Genomic DNA, 20,357 nt, shown 5'->3' with positions numbered 1-20,357 from the left:
CCCGGCCCTTCTTGGCGGGTGCGGCGTGCGCGGTGTGCGGTGTACGGCCTGTCGAGCTGAGAGCGCAGCTGAATCACGGCGGGCGGTGCCCTGCCCTGCCAGCGGATCCGGGCACGGTCCAACGAAGGCGACGAGCAGCGGGATTTGTCACTGACGCTGGGCCGGCGGTCACCGGGACGGGCAGGCTTGGCGCATGTCGGACGCGTACGTCGTCGGCGACCCGGATGGGCTGTCGCCGCTACTCACTAGCCTGCGCGACGCGATCGCGCGCGAGCTGCACGCGCAGCTCGCGATGCGGGCCGAACAGATCGAGCTGGCCGACGTGCCGGAGGTCGCCTACCAGATCACCTTGCGCATCGACGAGACCCTGACCCAGCACCGCCCCGACCGGGGCCGGTACCCGGCTCAATCGCCGGAGTAGAGCCTGGCGGCATCGACCAGGATCACATCCGACCTGCTGGCGGAGAGCCGGTGCAGTTCGTCGGTGAACCCCGCCGCGCTGGCGAGCACCAGTCGCGTCTGCTCCAGGTCGAGACCAGGTCGCCCCTGCAACAGCTCGCGTGCCCGCACCAACCGGTCAAGATCCGAACGGCCGAGCGTACGACCCCACTTGACCTCTCCGAGGGCCAGTAGTGGCCGTGGGCCGTCGCCTGCCGGCAGTTCCCCGAGCGCCACCAGGTCGAGTTCCTGACTCCGCCGGCTCGCCGGGTCGGTCAGTACCGCTGCCTGCACTTCGGCGGCGATACCCCCCAACGTCTCGAAAGCAGCGAAACGCAGTGCCCACTGCCGGACCGTCTCCTCGAAGCCGGGGCCCAGCACCGCGCTCGCGTACCGCCGTTGGGATCGACGCCAGACATCCGCGCCACGCCGCTGCTCCAGCGCGGTCCACGCGGGCCGCATCAGTGCCTGGTAGAAGGTGATCAAGGGCTCGACAATCCGGTACCGGCTGCGCCCACTGCGCAGCGGGTCGGGCTCCCGCACCAGCAGTCCGGCGTCCTCCAGGACCGTCAACGGATGTTGCAGGTCGGTGGCCTTGCGGCCGATGAATCCGGCGATGCCGCCACGAGTGGCGTTGCCCTCGGCAACCGCTGACAGCACCGAGTGATAGAGCGCCGTGTCCCGCAGCTCTGGGTCCTCGGCGAGCAGATAGCGCGCCTCACGGAAGAGTGGCCGGGCCGGATTCAGCACGGCGCGCACCACCCAGTCGTCGAAGTCGTCGGGCCCCTCCGGTGCGTCGTCCTGGACGTACTCCCGCCGGTAGGCCGGCGTACCGCCCACGATGGCGAACACCTGGACGGCGAGTCGCGGATCGCCGATGCCCCAGAACTCCGCCGCCGCGCGGTAGTCCAGCGGCGCGATCGGCAGTTCGAGCCCGGCACGGCCGCGCAGCGGTGCGGACCCGGCCAGCAGGCCACCCATGAACGAGAGTGCCGATCCGCAGAGCAGAAGGCGGGTACGTGAGCCGGTGCGCTCGGGTCGTCCAGGAGTGAGTGCGTGCTGGATGACCGACGGGAGATCCCGGCTGGCCCTGGCCAGGTAGGGGAACTCGTCGATCACCACGGTGACGGCGCGGTCCTTACCCAACGCAAGTAGGGCATCGATGGCGTGCTGCCAGTCCACCAGGTGCACCGGGCCTGGACTGTCGACGTACCGGCCGAGGGCTTCGCCGAGCCGCCGTAGGGACTCGGCCGGCGTGGCCTCGGTCGCGCCGAAGTAGAACCCGCCCGTGGCCTTGGCCAGCTCGTACAGCAGGAGGGTCTTGCCCTGGCGACGGCGCCCGCTGACCACCCCGAGCGTCGCACCTGGGCGAGCGTCGGTCGCGAACCGGGTCAGCTCGGCCCATTCCGCGTCGCGGTCGAAGATCTCGGCAGGCTTCGCAAGCCTCATGAGCGTCTCACAAAATGTAGAACTACAGTTATAAGAAGTGTAGTTCTACATCCTGCGTCCTGTCCTCACAGACCGCCGTAGGAGTGCAGGCCCTCGAAGAAGATGTTCACGCCGAACAGGTTCATCAGGACGGTCAGGAAGCCGAGGATGGCCAGCCAGGTGGCCACGTTCCGCTTCACGCTCGGTGTGGCCCGGGCGTGCAGGTAGCCGGCGTACACCACCCAGGAGATGAACGCCCAGGTCTCCTTCGGATCCCAGCCCCACGGCCGACCCCAGGCCGCCTCGGCCCAGATCGCCCCGGCGATCACCGCGAAGGTGAAGATCGGGAACGAGAAGGCGTGCAACACGAAGGTGAGCCGTTCCAGGCCGGCCGCCGCGGGCAGCCGCTTCGCCAGGGTGTACGGGAAACTGCGCTTGCCGCTCTCGTACCCGGCCCGCATCAGGTACGCCACCGCCGGCACCACCCCGAGCAGGAACAGCCCCGAGGCGAAGACGATGGTCGACACGTGCACGATGAACCAGTACGAGTTGAGCGCCGGCACCAGCGGCACGATCGGGGTATAGAGGACCAGCTCGGCGGTGGCCACGAGCAGCACCATCACCAGGGTCAGGAAGAGCCCGAGGCGGCGCAGGAACGGCCACTTCACCAGCACCACCAGCCAGGCGGCCACCCCGATGAACGAGACCGTGAGCACGAACTCGTACATGTTGCCCCATGGCATCCGGTCGGCGGCGAGGCCGCGGGTGACCAGCGCCACCAGGTGCAGCGCGGCGGCCACGACGGTCAGCCCGACGGCGACCCGACCGGCCAGCTCCGCGCGGCGGGCGGAGCGCTCGGCCCGGCTCGGCGCCGGGGCGTCGACGACCTGGCCGCCACCGGCCACCACCCCGCCACCTCCCGTCGCCAGGCCGTGGGTGGCGGTCGCGGAGGCAGGCACGCCACCCGCCGCGCCACCGCCGCCGACCGCCGCGCCGACCAGTTCGCGGGCGGGCGCCGCGACGGTCCTGGCGCGGGAGTTGCCGACGGCGTACTCGACCGCGTGGCTGATCATCGCCAGTAGGTACACGAGGGTGGCGATGGAGACCACCTGATCGGAGAGTGCGGACATCACTCGACTCCTTCCCGCGCCCGGGCCTGCGTACCCGGGCCGGTGCCGGCGTCGCCGGGCCGCCCGCCGGCGCCGATCGCGGCGACCAGGTGGGCGAACTCGGCGGCGAACCCGGGGTGCTCGGTACGCGGCAGGCCAGCCACCTCGACCAAACTACTACCGCCCGTCGGAGAACCGCCGTCGGGGTCGGCGGGACCGGCCGGCAGCACGCGGACGAAGACCCGCCGCCGCCGGACGAAGAGCGAACCCATCAGCCCGAGCACCAGCCCGACGGAGCTGACCAGCAGCAGCGTCGTGCCCGGGTCGTGCCGCACGGACAGGGTGACGAAGGGCCGCGAGCCCAGGAACTCGACGGTCGTACCGTCGTCCAGCGTCCAGCTGTCGCCCATCCGCAGCTGCTTCGTGCCGATCTCGGTGAGCCGGCCGTTGCGGACCTGGCGCTGGTCGAGCTGGTAGACCGAGCCCGGGATGCCGCCGTCCAGGCCCAGGTTGCCCCGGTAGGCCACCAGGTCGAGCAGCGGGTTCTGCTCGCTCGGGTGCGCCGACCGCACGAACGGCGGCTGCTGCGGCGCGGTCGGCAGGTACAGCCCCGAGAAGGCCACCTGGAGTTCTGGATTCCGCTCGCCGGTCTCGGGATCGACGTTGGCGTCCGGGAAGGCGGCCAACCCTTCGCTGGTCAGCCCGATGTCCCCGGTGCTGAGGAACGGCACGGCGCTGGTCTGGCTGCGGCCGAACCGGTCGGTGTAGCGGATCACCGGCGCGTACCCGTGTCCGAGCAGGTAGACGTTCGCGCCGTGGAGGCGCAGCGGCGAGTTCACCGAGAACTCCGCTGGGCGCCGCACGCCGCCGTCCTCGTCGACGGTCACCTTCGCGTTGTAGAACGCGGGCTGACCGGTCTCCAGGAACCGGGCGTCGAACTCGTCCAGCTGCATGCAGAAGCGGGGCAGGGCGTCGACGCGCGGCCCGAGCTTCGCCTCGGCGTACTGCTGCCGGGTGTTGCAGAAGACCTGGTCCTCGCCGGCGACGAGCAGCCGGTTGCCGTGCCAGCCGTACCAGGAGCCGAGCGCGACGCCGATCAGCAGCACCACCATCGACGTGTGGAAGATCAGGTTGCCGGTCTCCTTGAGATAGCCCTTCTCGGCGGAGACCTCGTCACCCCGGACCACCACCCGCCACCGCCGGCGGCGCAGCGTCTCGGCGACCGCCGCCGCGCCGCCGTCCGGCGCGGGGATCACCGTGTGCTGCGGCAGCCGCGTCAGCCGGCTCGGTACGGCCGGCGGCCTCGCCCGAAGCGCCCGGACGTGGTCGCGCAGCCGGGGCGTGATGCAGCCGATCAGCGAGGTGAACAGCAACAGGTAGATCGCGGAGAACCAGACCGAGCTGAACGCCTCGAACGCACCCGCCCGGTCGAGCAGCGGGGCCAGGTCGGGGTGGACGGTGAAGAAGTCGCGTACGTCCTCCGGGTTGACCCCGCGCTGCGGCAGCACCGATCCCGGGATGGCGGCGACCGCGAGCAGGAAGAGCAACACCAGTGCGGTACGCATGCTGGTCAGCTGCCGCCACGAGTTGCGCAGCAGGGCGATCACCGGGTTGGGGCGGCGTCGGGGCGCCTCAGCCGGCACGGTGGGCCGGTCGTCCACGGCGGTCATCAGATGCTCACCTCGCCGACCCCGACGGTGGTCTGCAGCCAGATCACCACGTTCGTCCAGCCTCCGGTGACCAGCGCCAGGCCGATCAGGATCAGCAGGACGCCGCCGATCCGGGTGACCCAGCGGCTGTTGCGCCGCACAGCCTGGAAGACGCCGAGCAGGCGTTCGAAGCCGAGCCCGAAGACGACGAACGGGATCCCCAGCCCGAGGCAGTACGCCACGGCGAGCACCACCGCCCGATCGGTCTGACCGCTGGTGGTGGCCATCCCGAGCACCGCGGCCAGGGTGGGCCCGGTGCAGGGCACCCAGCTGAGCGCGAACACCGCACCGAGCACGGGCGCGCCGAGCAGGCCGGCGGCGGGCAGCCGGTTGATCCGGAACTCTCGCTGCAATCCGGGCAGCACCCCGAGGTAGCCCAGCCCGAGCACGACGATGAGCCCGCCGATGACGATCTCCAGCGTCCGCTCGTAGTCGAAGAAGACCCGGCCGATGCTGCTGAACAGGATCGCGGTGGCGGTGAAGACGACCGTGAAGCCGGCGATGAAGAGCAGCGTCCCGGCGAGTACCCGCCCCCGTGCCGCCGCGCTGACCGTGGGGCGTGCTGCCCGCACCGCCGTACGGACAGCGGCACCGCCGCCGCTGCCCGCCCCGGCCTGGCCGTTGACAGGGGGGCCTTCCGCTACCTGAGGTGTTGGTAGGGGGCCCTTCCTTTCGTCTCGGCCTTCGAGGTCGGTGCCGGCGAGGCCGGTGACGTACGAGAGGTAGCCGGGCATCAGCGGCAGCACGCACGGGGACAGGAAACTGACCAGGCCGGCCAGGGCCGCCGCGCCCATCGCCAGCAGCAGCGGGCCGGACTCGGCGAGTTGGCCGAACGTCTCGCCCATCAGCGTTGGCCGGGCGGCGCGGGAGCCTCCGCGGCGATCCGCTCGACGATGGGTTGCAGACCCTCCTGCCGGACCGCCGCCCGGATCACGGTGGCGATCCGGCCCTCCCGGTCGAGCACTACGGTGGCGGGAATGCTGTTCGGTGGGATGTCCATGGCGAGGGCGTGCCGGCTGCCCGGGTCGAAGATGCTCGGATAGCTGATGCCGAACGCCTCCTCGAAGGCGACGGCCTTGTCCCGGCTGTCCTGCACGTTGATGCCGAGGAAGGTCACCCCGGAGCCCTTGGTGGCCTGGTAGGTGTTCTCCAGGTCGTCGGCCTCGGCCCGGCACGGCGCGCACCAGGAACCCCAGAAGTTGACCACGACGACCTGGCCCCGCTGGCTGGCCACGTCGTACGACCCGCCCTTGAGCAGCTCGCCCGCGATGGCGGGGGCGCCGGACCGCTGATCCGGCGCACATTCCACGATGCCGCCGACGCTGTCACAGACCGACTCCCGGCCGCCGCCGGTGCAGCCGCTCAGCACCGCCGTGGCGGTCACGGCGGTGAGCACGCCGGCGGCCAGCCTCCGGGCGCCCATGTCAGGCTCCCTTGGCCGTCCGCGCGGTCGGCGACATCGCCACCAGATGCGCGGCGGGTTCGGAGTAGCCGATGCCGACGACCTTGGCGCCGTCGAAGTGGAAGGTGGTGAGCGAGGCCAGTGCGCACTGCCGGCGGCGCGGGTCGTGCCAGAGCCGCTTGCGCTCGACGTGCCGGCGCAGCGTCCAGATCGGCAGCTGGTGCGAGACCAGGACGGCCTCGCGCCCCTCGGCGGCGATCCGGGCGGCGTGCAGCGCGGCGAACATCCGCTCGGCGATCACCCGGTACGCCTCACCCCAGGAGGGGGTCACCGGATCGCGCAGCACCCACCAGTTGCGCGGGTCACGGAAGGAGCCGTCCCCGGGCGAGACCCGCTTGCCCTCGAACCAGTTGGCGCTCTCGATCAGCCGCTCGTCCACCCCGACGGGCAACCGGAACTGTGCGGCGATCGGCTCGGCGGTCTGCTGGGCGCGTTCCAGCGGGCTGGCCACCACGTGGACGATCTCGCGGTCGGCGAGCCCCTGCGCGGCGGCCTTGGCCATCTGCACACCCAGCTCGCTGAGGCGGAAACCGGGCAGCCGGCCGTAGAGGATGCCGTCCGGGTTGTGCACCTCACCGTGCCGAAGCACGTGGACCACCGTCTTACTCACCGTTGCACCCCCTTCGTTCGCGACTGCGGGGCTCGCAGGACCGGCTCACTCCTCGCGCTCACCGCCACCCCCTTCGTTCGCGACTGCGGGGCTCGCAAGACCGGCTCACTCCTCGCGCTCACCGCTACCCTCCTGTACCTGCCGCTGCTGCCGCGTTGGCCGCCGCCGGCAGGGCCGCGGCGATCTGTTCCAGGGCGGCGGCGTCGATCGCCGCCGAGACGAACCAGGATTCGAACGCGCTCGGCGGCAGGTAGACCCCGGCGGCGAGCATCGCGTGGAAGAACGCCTTGAACGCCGGCACCTGTTGGGTGCGGGCGCTGTCGTAGTCGACCACGTCGGCGTCGGTGAAGAAGATCGAGAACATGCTGCCCGCGTACGACAGCCGGTGCGGGACCCCGGCGGCGGTCAGCGCCTCGGTGGCGAGCTTGCCCACGACGGCGGCGGTGTCGTCCAGCCGGCGGTAGAGCGCCTCGTCGGCCAGCCGCAGGGTGGCCAGGCCGGCCGCGCAGGCGAGGGGGTTCCCGGAGAGGGTGCCGGCCTGGTAGACCGGGCCGGCGGGAGCCAGGCGCGACATGATCTCCGCGCGCCCGCCGAACGCCGCGGCGGGCAGGCCACCACCCATGACCTTGCCGTACGTCCACAGGTCCGCGTCGACCGGTTCGAGGCCGTGCCATCCGGAGCGGGAGACCCGGAACCCGGTCATCACCTCGTCGACGACGAGCAGCGCGCCGTGCGCGTGCGCGATCCGCGCCAGCTGCCCGTTGAAGCCGTCGCGCGGGGCGACCACGCCCATGTTCCCCGGAGCGGCCTCGGTGATCACCGCGGCGATGTGCGGCCCCTCGGCGGCGAACGCCTCCTCCACGGCGGCGACGTCGTTGTACGGCAGCACGATGGTGTCGCCGGCCGCCGCGCCGGTGACCCCGGGCGAGTCGGGCAGGCCGAGGGTGGCCACGCCGGAGCCGGCGGCGGCGAGCAGCGAGTCCACGTGACCGTGGTAGCAGCCGGCGAACTTGATGATCTTCGAACGGCCGGTGTAGCCACGGGCGAGACGGATCGCCGACATCGTCGCCTCGGTGCCCGAGTTGACCAGCCGGACCTGCTCGACCGGGGTACGCACGACGATCTCGGCGGCCAGGTCGACCTCGCCGGGGGTCGGCGTACCGAAGCTGGTGCCGTTCGCGGCGGCGGCCTGCACGGCCGCGACCACCTCGGGATGCGCGTGGCCGAGGATCAGCGGTCCCCAGGAGCAGACCAGGTCGACGTAGCGCCGGCCGTCGGCGTCGTGCAGCCACGGCCCCTCGCCCCGGACCATGAAGCGTGGTGTGCCGCCGACCGCCCGGAAGGCGCGCACAGGGGAGTTCACCCCGCCCGGCACGATGGCGCAGGCGCGGTCGAACAGGGCCGCTGAGGCCGGCGCGTCGACCGGGTAGCGGTCGGATCCGGCGGAAATCACCTCGGTCACGATGCGGCCATTGTGTCAGCGCCCGACGGCGGATCGGCAGGCACCCCGGCTCCGGGTTACCGGGCTCACCCCCGGCACGCTGGCCGGGGACGGCATGCCTCGACAGGCCAGGCGACCGAGATCGCGATAGGCTGACCCAGTGGATCGTGCCGAACTGTCCATCACCGTACACCGAACGGGCGACGAAGCAGTGCTGCGCCTTGCCGGTGAGATCGACATGCTCACGGCCGCCCAGCTGTCGACCATTGTCAATGAGGTCCTCACCGAACCGCCACCCCGGATCGTGCTCGATCTCGGCGGGGTCACCTTCTGCGACTCGCAGGGCTTGGGGACGCTGGTCGTCCTCAGCCGCAAGGCCAGCCACGCGCAGAGCCTGCTGGTCCTGACCAACGTCGGCGAGTTCCTGCTCCGCGTCCTGGACATCACCGGCCTACGCAGCGCCCTGATGATCCGCAACGACGCCCCCACCACCTAACCCCCCTCCCCCTCCCCCTCCCCCTCCCCCGACCGCAGCCCGGGTTGATCATGAAGTTGTTGTCGCGACACGCCGGGCGGGATGACAACAACTTCATGATCAACGGTGCGAGGGGTGGGGTGGGGGTTAGTCGGGGGTGGTGCCCCAGCGGGCCTGTTCGAGGGTGGTTACCGCGCGGGTGACGGACTCCGGGTCGTCGGCGTTGCGGAGCAGGGTGGTGGCCTCGTCGACGGCGTCGGTCAACAACCGCCACTGGGCGTCGCGCTCGCGCACCATCTCCGACTGCGCCGCCAACTGGCGGGTCTTGGTCCACAGGTCCACGAAGACGGAGACCTTGGCCCGCAGCACCCACGGGTCGAACGGCTTGGTGAGGTAGTCGACCGCGCCGACCGCGTAGCCGCGTAGGGCCAGCTGCGCGTCCCGGTCGGCGGCGGTCAGGAAGATGATCGGGACGTGCCGGGTACGCTCCCGCCGCTTGATGTGGCTGGCCGTCTCGAAGCCGTCCATGTCCGGCATCTGGGCGTCCAGCAGGATCACCGCGAAGTCGTCCACCAGCAGCTGCTTCAGCGCCGCCTCGCCACTCTCCACCGCGACCGACTGCACCGGCAGCCCCTGGAGGATCGCCTCCAGGGCCATCAGGTTCTCCCGGCGGTCATCGACCAGCAGCGCCTTCGCCACCTGCGTCACGAGCCCTCCTCGGTACGGCTGCCGCTGATCCAGGTGCCCATCAACTCGATCAACTGGTCCAGGTCGACGGGCTTGGTGATGTAGTCGCTGGCCCCGGCCGCGATCGCCGACTCCCGGTCACCCGGCATCGCCTTGGCGGTCAGGAAGACGATCGGCAGGTCGGCGAACCGGTGGTTGCGCCGGATCTGCCGGGTCGTCTCGTATCCGTCCTGATCGGGCATCATCGCATCCATCAGGACGATATCGACCTCCGGGTGCTCGGCCAACAGGCGCACCCCGTCGCTGCCGTTGTCGGCGTAGAGCACGGTCATGCCGTGCAGTTCGAGCGCACTGGTCAGGGCGAAGACGTTGCGCACGTCGTCATCGACGATCAGCACGGTGGAACCGTCCAACTGGCGGGTCTTCGGGGCCTCCGGAGCCTCCGGCAGCAGCTCCACCGGCGGCATCAGCAGCGACGACGGCAGCCCCGCCCGCTGCGGCGACGGCGGGGCCGGCGCCACCACCGCGTCCGGCGCCAGCACGTCGGGCAGGTAGAGGGTGAACGTCGAGCCCTGGCCGGGCGCCGAGGTGACGGTGATCGTGCCGCCGATCAGCCGGGCCAGGTCCCGGCTGATCGACAGGCCCAGCCCGGTGCCACCGTAGCGGCGGCTGGTGGTGCCGTCCGCCTGCTGGAACGCCTCGAAGATCAGCGAGAGCTTGTCGTCGGAGATGCCGATGCCGGTGTCGATCACCGTGAACGCGATCACGTGCCGGGCGTTGGTCAGCGCCGGTACGTCGAAGACCGCGTGCTCCGGAGCCCGGGAGATGCGCAACGTCACCGCACCGTTGTCGGTGAACTTGACGGCGTTGGACAGCAGGTTGCGCAGCACCTGCTGGAGTCGCTGCGCATCGGTCACCACCGCCAGCGGCAGGTCCTTGCCGATGCGTACCTGGAAGTCCAGGCCCTTGTCGTCGGCCTGCGGGGCGAATGCCTGCTCGACGTAGTTGCAGATCTCGGTGAAGCGGACCTCGGTCGGCTCCACGTCCATCCGCCCGGCCTCGATCTTGGACAGGTCGAGGATGTCGTCGATCAGGCGCAGCAGGTCCGACCCGGAGCCGTGGATCGTACGGGCGAACTCGATCTGCTTCGGCGTGAGGTTCTGCTCCGAGTTCTCCATGAGCAGCCGGGCCAGCAGCAGCAGGGAGTTCAGCGGCGTACGCAGCTCGTGGCTCATGTTAGCCAGGAACTCCGACTTGTACGCCGAGGCCCGGGTGAGCTGCTGCGCCTTGTCCTCCAGGCCGAGCCGGGCCAGTTCGATCTCCCGGTTCTGGGTCTCGATGTTCGCCTTCTGCTCGGACAGCAGCTTGGCCTTGTCCTCCAGCTCGGCGTTGGTCCGCTGCAACTCCGCCGACTGCTCCTGCAACTCGTGCGCCAGCCGCTGCGACTGGGCGAGCAGTTCCTCGGTACGCCGGTTCGCCTGGATGGTGTTGACCGCGATACCGATCGTGGAGACCAGCCGCTCCAGGAACGACAGGTGCAGCTCGGAGAAGGGCGTGACGGTGGCGAACTCGATCACGCCGAGCAGCTCGCCCTCGAAGAGGACGGGCAGCACGACCAGGTCGGCCGGGGGTGTGTCGGCCAGCCCGGAGCGCAACGTGATCCGGCCGTCCGGCACCGCACCGACCCGGATGGTGCGCCGCGACAGCGCCGCCTGACCGACCAGCCCTTCGCCCGGCCCGAAGGTCACGTCGTGCCCCCGCGAGACGTACCCGTACGAGGCGGTGAGCCGCAGCCGCATCACCCCCTCGGAGTTGTCCGCGAGGAAGAACGCGCCGAGCTGCGCGTCGACCAGCGGGGTCACCTCCTGCATGATCATGCGGCAGACCTCGCCGAGGTCACGTTGGCCCTGCAACAGCCCACCGATGCGGGCGAGGTTGGAGTCCAGCCAACCCTGCTCGGCGTTCTTGTGGGTCGTCTCCCGCAGGGTGACGATCATCTGGTTGATGTTGTCCTTCAGCTCGGCGACCTCGCCCTGCGCCTTCACCGCGATCCGTTGGGTGAGGTCGCCCCGGGTGACCGACGTCGAGACCTGGGCGATCGCGCGCAGCTGGGTGGTCAGCGTCGACGCCAGCTGGTTGACGTTCTCGGTGAGGTCCCGCCAGGTGCCGCTGACGCCCTTGACCTGGGCCTGACCGCCCAGCTTGCCCTCGGTGCCCACCTCCCGGGCCACCCGGGTCACCTCGTCGGCGAACGACGACAGCTGATCCACCATCGTGTTCACGGTGTTCTTCAGCTCCAGGATCTCGCCCTGCGCGTCGACCGTGATCTTCTGCGACAGGTCGCCGTTGGCCACGGCGGTGGTGACCGAGGCGATGTTCCGCACCTGGCTGGTCAGGTTCGACGCCATCGAGTTCACGTTGTCGGTCAGATCCCGCCACGTGCCCGAGACGCCCTTCACCTCGGCCTGGCCGCCCAGCTTGCCCTCGGTGCCCACCTCACGGGCCACCCGGGTCACCTCGTCGGCGAACGACGACAACTGATCCACCATCGTGTTCACCGTCGACTTCAGCTCCAGGATCTCGCCCTGCGCGTCGACCGTGATCTTCTGCGACAGGTCACCCTTCGCCACCGCGGTGGAGACCTGGGCGATGTTCCGCACCTGGGCGGTCAGGTTCGACGCCATCGAGTTCACGTTGTCGGTGAGGTCCCGCCAGGTGCCGGCGACCCCGCGTACCTGTGCCTGCCCGCCGAGGTTGCCCTCGGTGCCTACCTCGCGGGCCACCCGGGTCACCTCGTCGGCGAACGACGACAACTGATCCACCATCGTGTTCACCGTCGACTTCAGCTCCAGGATCTCGCCCCGGGCGTCGACGGTGATCTTCTGCGACAGGTCACCCTTCGCCACCGCCGTGGTGACCGAGGCGATGTTCCGCACCTGGCTGGTCAGGTTCGACGCCATCGAGTTCACGTTGTCGGTCAGATCCCGCCACGTGCCGGAGACGCCCTTGACCTGGGCCTGGCCGCCGAGGTTGCCCTCGGTGCCCACCTCACGGGCCACCCGGGTCACCTCGTCGGCGAACGACGACAACTGATCCACCATCGTGTTCACCGTCGACTTCAGCTCCAGGATCTCGCCCCGGGCGTCAACGGTGATCTTCTGCGACAGGTCACCCTTCGCCACCGCCGTGGAGACCTGGGAGATGTTGCGGACCTGGCTGGTCAGGTTCCCGGCGAGCTGGTTGACGTTCTCGGTGAGATCACGCCAGGTGCCGGAGACCCCGCGTACCTGGGCCTGGCCGCCGAGCTTGCCCTCGGTGCCTACCTCACGGGCCACCCGGGTCACCTCGTCGGCGAACGACGACAACTGATCCACCATCGTGTTCACGGTGTCCTTGAGTTCCAGGATCTCGCCCTGCGCAGCCACGGTGATCTTCTGGGACAGGTCGCCCCGGGCGACGGCCGTGGAGACCTGGGCGATGTTCCGCACCTGGGCGGTCAGGTTCGACGCCATCGAGTTGACGCTGTCGGTCAGGTCCTTCCAGGTGCCCGCGACGCCCGGCACCTCCGCCTGACCACCGAGCTTGCCCTCGGTGCCCACCTCCCGGGCCACCCGCGTCACCTGCTCGGCGAAGAGCCGCAGCGTGTCGGTGAGCGAGTTCATCGTGTCGGCCAGCTCGGCGACCTCGCCGCGGGCGCCGACCGTGATCTTCTGCGACAGATCGCCCTTCGCCACCGCGGTCGCCACCTGGGAGATCGACCGGACCTGGCCGGTCAGGTTCGACGCCATCGTGTTCACCGAGTCGGTGAGGTCCTTCCAGGTGCCGGCGACGCCGCGTACGTCGGCCTGGCCGCCGAGCTTGCCCTCGGTGCCCACCTCCCGGGCCACCCGGGTCACCTCGTTGGAGAAGGACGAGAGCTGGTCGACCATGGTGTTGACGGTGCGGCCGATGCGCAGGTACTCACCGCGCAACGGGCGGCCGTCGATCTCCAGTGCCATGTGCTGGGAAAGATCACCATCGGCGACCGCCACGATGACCCGGGCGATCTCGGTGGTGGGTCGACCCAGGTCGTCGATCAGGGAGTTGACGGCCCGCTGGCCCTCCGCCCAGGTGCCGTCCAGCCCCTCCTCGTCGAGACGCTCGGTCAGCCGGCCGTCCCGACCGACGATCCGGCTGATCCGGCGCAGATCCAGATGCTGCCGCTCCTGGAGCGACACCACGTCGTTGAAGGCGTCCGCCACCTCGCCGGCCGCGCCCGAACGCCGGGGCAGCCGCACCTTGAGATCGCCGCGACGGACCCGTCGCAGCGCCTCCGCCAGCTCGGTGAGGACCGCCTCGTGGTCGGCGGCGGGGGCCTCCGCGGTCACCGACTGTTTCGCCGTGGTCATCATTCCTCGCTCAACTCGGGGTCCACCGGCTCGCGCCGGCCACCCCATCATTGTCCCCGTGACCTCGAAACCGCCATGGCAGACCACCGTCGTTCGGCAAAGAGCGCACCATGATCAGCTTGGCACCGGACAGGTGTCGGTGGAGGATACGAGGGTGTCAGCGGAGGCGGGGCCCGCGACGAACGTCGGCCCAGACGAGCACCTGCGGCGCGTCCGGCTGCCCGCCGACCGCCGTACGCCCGCCGCCGCGCGCGCCGTCGTCCGGTCCGTGCTCGCCGAGGCGAACCTGGACGAGCTACTCAACGAGGCACTTCTGTTGACCACGGAGCTGTCCACGAACGCGGTCGAGCACGCCCGCACCGAACTGGACATCGAGGTCACCGCCGACCAGGCGGGGCTGACCGTGACGGTCTCCGACTTCGCCGCCGGCCCGGTCGACGAGCTGACCGTCGGCGTACGCAATGTGGCCACCGACATCTCCGAGGTCGCCGAACGGGGGCGCGGGCTGCTGCTGGTCGACCACTTTGCCAGCCGGTGGGGCACCACCTACCTCCCCACCGGCAAGGGCGTGTGGTTCCGGCTGGATCGTCCGGGTGGCGACGGGACGGGCTCGGACCGGGCGGGACCGGCCCCGTCGGCGCCACCGGTGGCCGGCGACTCGGACGGCGCCGGGCTGACCGCGGTACCGAGCGCCAGCGAGATGAGCGCGCTGACGCAGACCACCCCCGACCCGAACGCCGATGACCCGCTGCCGGACTTCGCCGCCGGCCTGCTGACCCGGGTGGCGGAGATGGTCGGCGCCGCCGGGGGCGTGGTGCGGCTGGACCGGGGCGACGGTCAGGGTCTCCAGGTGCTCGCCCGGTACGGGCGGCAGCCCCGGGCCGGCAACGACCTGCTCCGGGTGCCGTTGGCCGTGCACCGCCCGTACGCCGGGGAACTGGAACTGGATGCCGCGCCCACCGCGTACGCCCAGCCGCTGGCCGTGCTGACCGCCGAGCGGCTCTCGCTGCACCTGGAGAACGACCGGCTGCGCCGCGCCGACGTACGCCGGCAGGCGTGGCTGACCTTTCTCGCCGAGGCCAGCGAACTGCTCGCCCAGTCGCTGGACGTGGAACTGACCATGGCGCTCATCCCGCAGCTGGTGGTGCCCCGGCTCGGCCAGTGGTGCGCGGTGCACACCACCGACGAGTGGGGTCGGCTCCGGCTCGCGGCGGCCAGCCACGCGGACGAGTCGATGTTGCCGCAGCTGCACGCCATCCTCCGCGAGGCCGGCCCCGACTCGATCCAGGCCCGGCTGCGCGAGGCCAGCCGCCACGGCACCCGGACGCCGCTGGGCGCGCCGATGGAGGGCTTCGCCGTGCCGCTGATCGCCCGGGGTCAGCGCCTCGGCACGCTCGCCGTCGGGCGGCACCAGCGGCACCGGCAGGACCCGGACGAGATCGCAGTGCTGGAGGACGTGGCCCGGCGGGCGGCACTGGCGATCGAGAACGCCCGGATCCACGCCGAGCGCCGCCGGGTGGCGCAGACGCTGCAACAGTCCCTGTTGCCGCCGGTGCTGCCGGTGGTGGAGGGCATCGGGTTCGCCGCCGAGTACGTACCGACCGGCGGCGACGCCGACGTCGGTGGCGACTTCTACGACGTGGTGCCGCTGCCGGACGGACGCTGGCTGGTGGTGATCGGCGACGTCTCCGGCAAGGGGGTGCAGGCCGCGGCGGTCACCGGGCTGGTCCGGGACGTGATCCGGGTGCTGGCCGGTGACGGCAAGCCGCTGCCCGAGGTGCTGGGCCGGCTCAACGAGACGCTGGTCGAGCGGGGCGCCGGCCGCTACTGCACGCTCGCCCTGGCGGCGGTCGGGCCGGGCGAGGGCGGCCGGCTCGACGTCGGGCTGCACCTGGCCGGGCACGATCGGCCGGTGCTGCTGCGCTCGGGCGGCGGCCCGGCCGCCTTCGTCGGCACCGGCGGCACCGCGCTCGGCCTGCTCGACACGATCGCCTCGCCCACCTCGCAGATCGCCCTCGGCCCGGGTGACTGCCTGGTCTTCTACACCGATGGAGTGACCGAGCGTCGCCGGGGCCGGGAGTTGTTCGGCACGAGCCGGCTACGGGACGCCGCCGCGCCGCTGGCCGGCTACTCGGCCGACGTGGTGGCTGCCCGGCTACGGTCCACCGCGATCAACTTCTCGGTCGAGGCCCCCCGCGACGACATCGCCATCCTCGTCCTCCGCAACGACGCCGTCTGACCCACCCCCGCGCCCCGCGATCTGGGGGGCGGTTAGAGGCCGCCGGGGAGGCGGCCGGGGGCTAGGCGGTGGGTTGGGTCGAGGTGCTGCTTGGCGGCGCGTAGCCGGGCCAGGTCGGCCAGGTCGCCCCAGAGGTCGACGGCGCGCCGGACCGCGGGCGGCGCGGCGAGCACCACGCACCGGCCCTGCCGGGCGAGAAGGACGCCCCGCACCGCGGCCAGGATCGAGGTCACCCGGTCGGGTGACATCGTGCCGGGCAGGGCGGCGTGCACCACGCCGAGCCCGGCCGAGCCGCGTACCGGCAGTGGTTCTCCGGCCGCGTCGCGCAGCGCGTAGACGGCGGCGTGCAGGTCGGTGATCGGCACCTCCAGCCGCAGCGCGGTGTCGCCCGGGGCGAAGGGATAGCTGCGCCACCACGGCGGCGCCGACCGGGCGACCGTCGACCGGGAGCCGAGGAGGCTCACCAGTCGATCGGTGCGCTCCGCCACGTCGGACGGCCCGCCCTCCAGCAGCACCACCAGCGAGCCGGTGCCCGCCCGGCCGGTCGGCGCGCGGCCGGCCATCGACGGGTGCAGCGCCATCGACGCGGCGCGGCGGTCCCCGCGCGGCCGGGATCCCGTGCCGGCCGGCAGGTCGAGCTCGATCGCGGCCGGGTCGAGCCGGGCGGCGAGCACCGCCCGGATCAGATCGTGCACCTCCAGCGGGGTCCACACCGGCCGGGTCACCCAGACCCGCGCGGCCGGCGCGGCCTGCACCCGAAGGGTCGCGCTGACCAGCACGCCGAGCGCCCCCTCCGAGCCGCACAGCAGCCGCGCCTGGGCCAACCCGGCCGCCCCGCCGCCGGCCTCGGTCAGCTCGCCGTCGGCGGCCAGGTAGCGCAGGCCGACGAGCTGGTCACAGGCGGTCCCGTGGCGGTGCCGCAGCGGGCCGGCCTCGTCGGCGGCGAGCACCCCGCCGAGGGTGGCGCCGGGCGAGGGGGCGTCCAGCGCGAGCCGCTGCCCGGTGCGCTCCAGGGTGGCCTGCACCGCGCGCAGCGGCGTGCCGGCGCCGACCTCGGCCGTGCCCCGCCCCGGCGGCTGGTGGCCGATGCCCGCCAGCCGCCCGGTGTCGAGCATGATGTCGACCCGATCGGGTGGAGCACCCCAGTCGATCTTGGTGCCCGCTCCCCGGGGCACCACCGTCAGATCATGCCGCGCGGCCAGCCGCAACACCTGCGCCGCGGCGTGCGGGCCGCCCGGCACCGCCACCCAGCGGGCCGCGTGCCCGGCCACCTCGTCGGCCGGGCCGGCGAGACGGGCGAAGCGCGGACCGCAGATCTCGGTCAGCCGGCGGGCGATGTCGAGGACACCGGCCGCGCCGGTGGAAGAGGCTGGCACCATGACGGCGATCGTACATGTGTTCGAACGATCGGGAAGGGATTTGCTCCGCGCCGGAGGCCGCGAAGGCCGGTAACGTGGCGCCGTGACCACCGAGACCCCCGTTCCCGCAGCCAACCGGGTGCCCACCGAACGCGTCCACCACGACGACACCGTCGTCGACGAGTACGCCTGGCTGGCCACCAAGGACGATCCGGAAACGATCAACTATCTCCGCGCCGAGAACGCCTGGACCGAGGCACGGACGGCACACCTGGCCGGGCTGCGTACGGAGCTGTTCGAGGAGATCCGGCGGCGTACCCAGGAGACCGACCTGTCCGTGCCGACCCGCAAGGGCGAGCACTGGTACTACACCCGCACCGTCGAGGGCCAGCAGTACGGCGTCCACTGCCGCCGGGCGGTCCGCACCGGCGAGACCGCGCCGCCGATCAGCTCCGACGGTGCTCCGCTCGACGGGGAACACGTGCTGCTCGACGGCAACCTGCTCGCCGAGGGGCACGACTTCTTCGCCCTGGGGGCCTTCGACGTCAGCCCGGACGGGCGCTTCCTGGCCTACTCCACGGACTTCTCCGGCGACGAGCGGTTCACCCTGCGGATCAGGGACCTCGACACCGGCGAACTGCTGCCCGACGAGATCCCGGGGACGTTCTACGGCACCGCCTGGTCCGCCGACGCCTCGGTGCTGTTCTACGTCACCGTCGACGAGGCGTGGCGGCCCCACCGGGTCTGGCGGCACGTGATCGGCAGCGCCGCCACCGAGGACGTGGTGGTGCACGCCGAGGACGACGAGCGGTTCTGGGTCGGCGTCGAGCTGACCCGTTCGGAGCGGTTCATCCTCATCGACATCGCCAGCAAGCTCACCAGCGAGGTACGGGTCATCCCGGCCGGCAACCCGACCGGCGAGCCGGCGGTGATCGCACCGCGTCGGCAGGGCGTCGAATACTCGGTCGAGCACCACGGCCACCGGTTCCTGATCCTGCACAACGACGGCGCCGAGGACTTCGCGCTCGCGTACACCTCTGCGGATGCCCCGGGCGACTGGGTACCGCTGATCGAGCACTCCCCCGGCACCCGGCTGGAGTCGGTCGACGCCTTCGCCGACCACCTGGTCGTCACCGTACGCAGCAACGGCCTGACCGGGCTGCGGGTGCTGCCGGTCGGCGGCGGCGACGCCCACGACATCGAGTTCCCGGAGCCGCTGCACACCGTCGGCCTGGACGCCAACCCCGAGTACCGCACCGGGCGGCTGCGGCTGCGCTACACCTCGCTGGTCACCCCCGATTCGGTGTACGACTACGACCTGGTGACCCGCCAGATGACGCTGTTGCGCCGCCGGCCGGTGCTGCCCGGGCCGGACGGTCGGGAGTACCGGCCGGAGGACTACGAGCAGCATCGGGACTGGGCGCTGGCCGACGACGGCACGAAGGTGCCGATCTCGCTGGTCCACCGCCGGGGCGTGCCGCGCGACGGTTCCGCCCCCTGCGTCATCTACGGCTACGGCTCGTACGAGGCGAGCATGGATCCATGGTTCTCGGTCGGCCGGCTGTCCCTGCTGGACCGTGGGGTGATCTTCGCGGTGGCCCATGTGCGGGGCGGCGGCGAGCTGGGCCGCCGCTGGTACGACCAGGGCAAGATGCTCGCCAAGAAGAACACCTTCACCGACTTCGTCGCCTGCGCCCGGCACCTGGCGAAGGCGGGCTGGACGGCGCCGGACCGTCTGGTGGCCCGGGGCGGCTCGGCCGGCGGGCTGCTGATGGGCGCGGTGGCCAACCTCGCACCGGACGCCTTCGCCGGCATCGTCGCGCAGGTGCCGTTCGTGGACGCACTCAACACGATCCTCGACCCGTCGCTGCCGCTGACCGTCACCGAATGGGAGGAGTGGGGCAACCCGCTGGCAGACCCCGAGGTGTACGCGTACATGAAGTCGTACACGCCGTACGAGAACGTCGCGGCGCTGGACTACCCGGCGATCCTGGCGATGACCAGCCTCAACGACACGCGGGTGCTCTACCACGAGCCGGCGAAGTGGATCGCGCGCCTGCGGGCGACCGCTCCGCAGGGTGACTATCTGCTCAAGACCGAGATGGAGGCGGGTCACGGCGGACCGAGCGGACGCTACGACGCCTGGCGCGAGGAGGCGTTCGTCAACGCCTGGACCCTGGATCGCCTCGGCCTCACCTGACCACCCCACCCACCCGGCGGTTGATCATGAGGTTGGCGGCGCACTGGAGATCAGAATGCCGCCGACCTCATGATCAACGCATGGGATCGGCCGGGTCGGTGCTGAGCTGGGCACCGAGGACGACCGTCCAGAGCAGGAACGGAGCGACGGCCACCCGTTCCATGCCACCCACGCCGAAGCCGAGATCCACCTGAGCCAGGAAGAGGGCGGTCGCGGCGACACCGGTCAGGCCCAGCACGAGGGAGAGCCGGCGCGCCGGCCCGAGCACCGGCGACCGGCCGGCCAGCGACGCCAGCAGCATCGCCACGTTCCCGGCCACGAAGACGAGCAGCGCGCCCAGAACGTGCACGTTCTCGTCGACATCGGCCGGGTACGCCCCGGCCAGGACGTAACCGGCGGCGCCCGCCAGCGCCGACAGCTGCCCGGCCCGGACGGCCGCCCCGCGACCCAGTGCCGACCAGGCGAGCAGCAGACCGGCCACGACCAGGATTCCGGTGGCGATCATCGTGCCGTTCATCAACGGATGCCAGGGCGAGCAGACCGGTCGCGGCCGGCTGGTGTCCCAGATGCCGCAGGTGACGTTCCCGAGGTCGCTGATGTTGTGGGTACGCCAGCTGAACGGCGGCTGCCGCCAGCCGAGCGCGGTCACCATGTTGCCGGCGACGAAGAGCGGCGCGGCGAGCAGCAGGGCATAGGAACCGAGGCGGTACGCAGGCATGCCACCACTCCAGCCGGGCGGGCCGGCCGGCGCACTACCACTGCCCCGCCGGTCGAGGTAGGGCTGGACATACCCGCGAAGGTGGCGCCAGTCGG

Annotated in this window: 15 protein-coding genes; 4 read left to right on the top strand and 11 right to left on the bottom strand. The window is 71.5% G+C overall.

Annotated features, from left to right (window positions below; translation table 11 throughout):
• Positions 1-193 precede the first annotated feature (193 nt).
• Positions 194-421 (top strand): hypothetical protein, encoded by a 228-nt coding sequence (locus O7615_RS15450; protein WP_278178309.1) that lies wholly within the window; start codon positions 194-196, stop codon positions 419-421.
• Here the strand turns inward: O7615_RS15450 and O7615_RS15445 are convergent.
• The 7 genes from O7615_RS15445 to hemL form a co-directional block, all read right to left on the bottom strand.
• Entirely contained in the window at positions 406-1,887 is a 1,482-nt protein-coding gene (locus O7615_RS15445; RefSeq protein ID WP_278178307.1) for an ATP-binding protein, read from the bottom strand. The genes O7615_RS15450 and O7615_RS15445 overlap by 16 nt on opposite strands.
• 65 nt (positions 1,888-1,952) lie before the next feature.
• Positions 1,953-2,996, bottom strand: coding sequence for a c-type cytochrome biogenesis protein CcsB (ccsB, locus tag O7615_RS15440; protein WP_278178306.1), 1,044 nt, complete (start codon positions 2,994-2,996; stop codon positions 1,953-1,955).
• Positions 2,996-4,645 (bottom strand): cytochrome c biogenesis protein ResB, encoded by a 1,650-nt coding sequence (locus O7615_RS15435; protein ID WP_278178305.1) that lies wholly within the window; start codon positions 4,643-4,645, stop codon positions 2,996-2,998. The genes ccsB and O7615_RS15435 overlap by 1 nt, the downstream gene beginning before the upstream one ends.
• Positions 4,645-5,529 (bottom strand): cytochrome c biogenesis protein CcdA, encoded by an 885-nt coding sequence (locus O7615_RS15430; protein WP_278178304.1) that lies wholly within the window; start codon positions 5,527-5,529, stop codon positions 4,645-4,647. Before O7615_RS15430 ends, O7615_RS15435 begins: the two co-directional genes overlap by 1 nt.
• On the bottom strand, positions 5,529-6,107 hold the full coding sequence (locus O7615_RS15425; RefSeq protein WP_278178303.1) for a TlpA disulfide reductase family protein: 579 nt from the start codon (positions 6,105-6,107) through the stop codon (positions 5,529-5,531). The genes O7615_RS15430 and O7615_RS15425 overlap by 1 nt, the downstream gene beginning before the upstream one ends.
• Position 6,108: 1 nt before the next feature.
• Entirely contained in the window at positions 6,109-6,756 is a 648-nt protein-coding gene (locus tag O7615_RS15420; protein ID WP_278178302.1) for a histidine phosphatase family protein, read from the bottom strand.
• A 124-nt stretch (positions 6,757-6,880) separates the two neighbouring features.
• Complete coding sequence (gene hemL, locus O7615_RS15415) at positions 6,881-8,218, bottom strand: glutamate-1-semialdehyde 2,1-aminomutase (RefSeq protein WP_278178301.1); 1,338 nt, start codon at positions 8,216-8,218, stop codon at positions 6,881-6,883.
• Between the two features lie 139 nt (positions 8,219-8,357).
• Between hemL and O7615_RS15410 the strand changes: the two genes are divergently transcribed.
• Positions 8,358-8,693 carry an STAS domain-containing protein gene (locus O7615_RS15410; RefSeq protein WP_278178300.1) on the top strand — a complete coding sequence of 112 codons (336 nt, stop codon included), beginning with the start codon at positions 8,358-8,360 and terminating at the stop codon, positions 8,691-8,693.
• A gap of 126 nt (positions 8,694-8,819) precedes the next feature.
• Here the strand turns inward: O7615_RS15410 and O7615_RS15405 are convergent, their stop codons facing one another.
• Both O7615_RS15405 and O7615_RS15400 read right to left on the bottom strand, forming a co-directional pair.
• Positions 8,820-9,380 (bottom strand): response regulator, encoded by a 561-nt coding sequence (locus tag O7615_RS15405; protein ID WP_278178299.1) that lies wholly within the window; start codon positions 9,378-9,380, stop codon positions 8,820-8,822.
• On the bottom strand, positions 9,377-13,747 hold the full coding sequence (locus O7615_RS15400; RefSeq protein WP_278178298.1) for a HAMP domain-containing protein: 4,371 nt from the start codon (positions 13,745-13,747) through the stop codon (positions 9,377-9,379). Before O7615_RS15400 ends, O7615_RS15405 begins: the two co-directional genes overlap by 4 nt.
• A gap of 154 nt (positions 13,748-13,901) precedes the next feature.
• On the opposite strand from O7615_RS15400, the gene O7615_RS15395 reads away from it, so the two are divergent.
• Positions 13,902-15,986, top strand: coding sequence for a SpoIIE family protein phosphatase (locus O7615_RS15395; protein WP_278178297.1), 2,085 nt, complete (start codon positions 13,902-13,904; stop codon positions 15,984-15,986).
• A 32-nt stretch (positions 15,987-16,018) separates the two neighbouring features.
• Here the strand turns inward: O7615_RS15395 and O7615_RS15390 are convergent, their stop codons facing one another.
• The gene (locus O7615_RS15390) at positions 16,019-17,365 is read right to left on the bottom strand and encodes an FAD-binding oxidoreductase (protein ID WP_278178296.1); all 1,347 of its coding nucleotides are present in this window, start codon (positions 17,363-17,365) and stop codon (positions 16,019-16,021) included.
• Positions 17,366-17,447: 82 nt separating this feature from the next.
• Here O7615_RS15390 and O7615_RS15385 point away from each other — a divergent pair, with 82 nt between their 5' ends.
• On the top strand, positions 17,448-19,544 hold the full coding sequence (locus tag O7615_RS15385) for a S9 family peptidase (protein WP_278178295.1): 2,097 nt from the start codon (positions 17,448-17,450) through the stop codon (positions 19,542-19,544).
• A 73-nt stretch (positions 19,545-19,617) separates the two neighbouring features.
• Here the strand turns inward: O7615_RS15385 and O7615_RS15380 are convergent, their stop codons facing one another.
• A complete protein-coding gene (locus O7615_RS15380) occupies positions 19,618-20,262 on the bottom strand; it encodes a DUF998 domain-containing protein (protein ID WP_278178294.1) in 645 nt (214 codons plus the stop codon).
• Between the last annotated feature and the right edge of the window lie 95 nt (positions 20,263-20,357).

Source organism: Micromonospora sp. WMMD1082 (genome assembly GCF_029626175.1).
In the GTDB taxonomy this organism is placed as follows: domain Bacteria; phylum Actinomycetota; class Actinomycetes; order Mycobacteriales; family Micromonosporaceae; genus Micromonospora.
This window is presented reverse-complemented; position numbering and strand designations above follow the sequence as displayed.

Bases quoted from the DNA above. Each gene is read 5' to 3' on its own strand.
- O7615_RS15450 (WP_278178309.1), top strand. From the start codon at position 194: ATGTCGGACGCGTACGTCGTCGGCGACCCGGATGGGCTGTCGCCGCTA.
- O7615_RS15445 (WP_278178307.1), bottom strand. From the start codon at position 1,887: ATGAGGCTTGCGAAGCCTGCCGAGATCTTCGACCGCGACGCGGAATGG.
- ccsB (WP_278178306.1), bottom strand. From the start codon at position 2,996: ATGTCCGCACTCTCCGATCAGGTGGTCTCCATCGCCACCCTCGTGTAC.
- O7615_RS15435 (WP_278178305.1), bottom strand. From the start codon at position 4,645: ATGACCGCCGTGGACGACCGGCCCACCGTGCCGGCTGAGGCGCCCCGA.
- O7615_RS15430 (WP_278178304.1), bottom strand. From the start codon at position 5,529: ATGGGCGAGACGTTCGGCCAACTCGCCGAGTCCGGCCCGCTGCTGCTG.
- O7615_RS15425 (WP_278178303.1), bottom strand. From the start codon at position 6,107: ATGGGCGCCCGGAGGCTGGCCGCCGGCGTGCTCACCGCCGTGACCGCC.
- O7615_RS15400 (WP_278178298.1), bottom strand. From the start codon at position 13,747: ATGACCACGGCGAAACAGTCGGTGACCGCGGAGGCCCCCGCCGCCGAC.
- O7615_RS15390 (WP_278178296.1), bottom strand. From the start codon at position 17,365: ATGGTGCCAGCCTCTTCCACCGGCGCGGCCGGTGTCCTCGACATCGCC.
- O7615_RS15380 (WP_278178294.1), bottom strand. From the start codon at position 20,262: ATGCCTGCGTACCGCCTCGGTTCCTATGCCCTGCTGCTCGCCGCGCCG.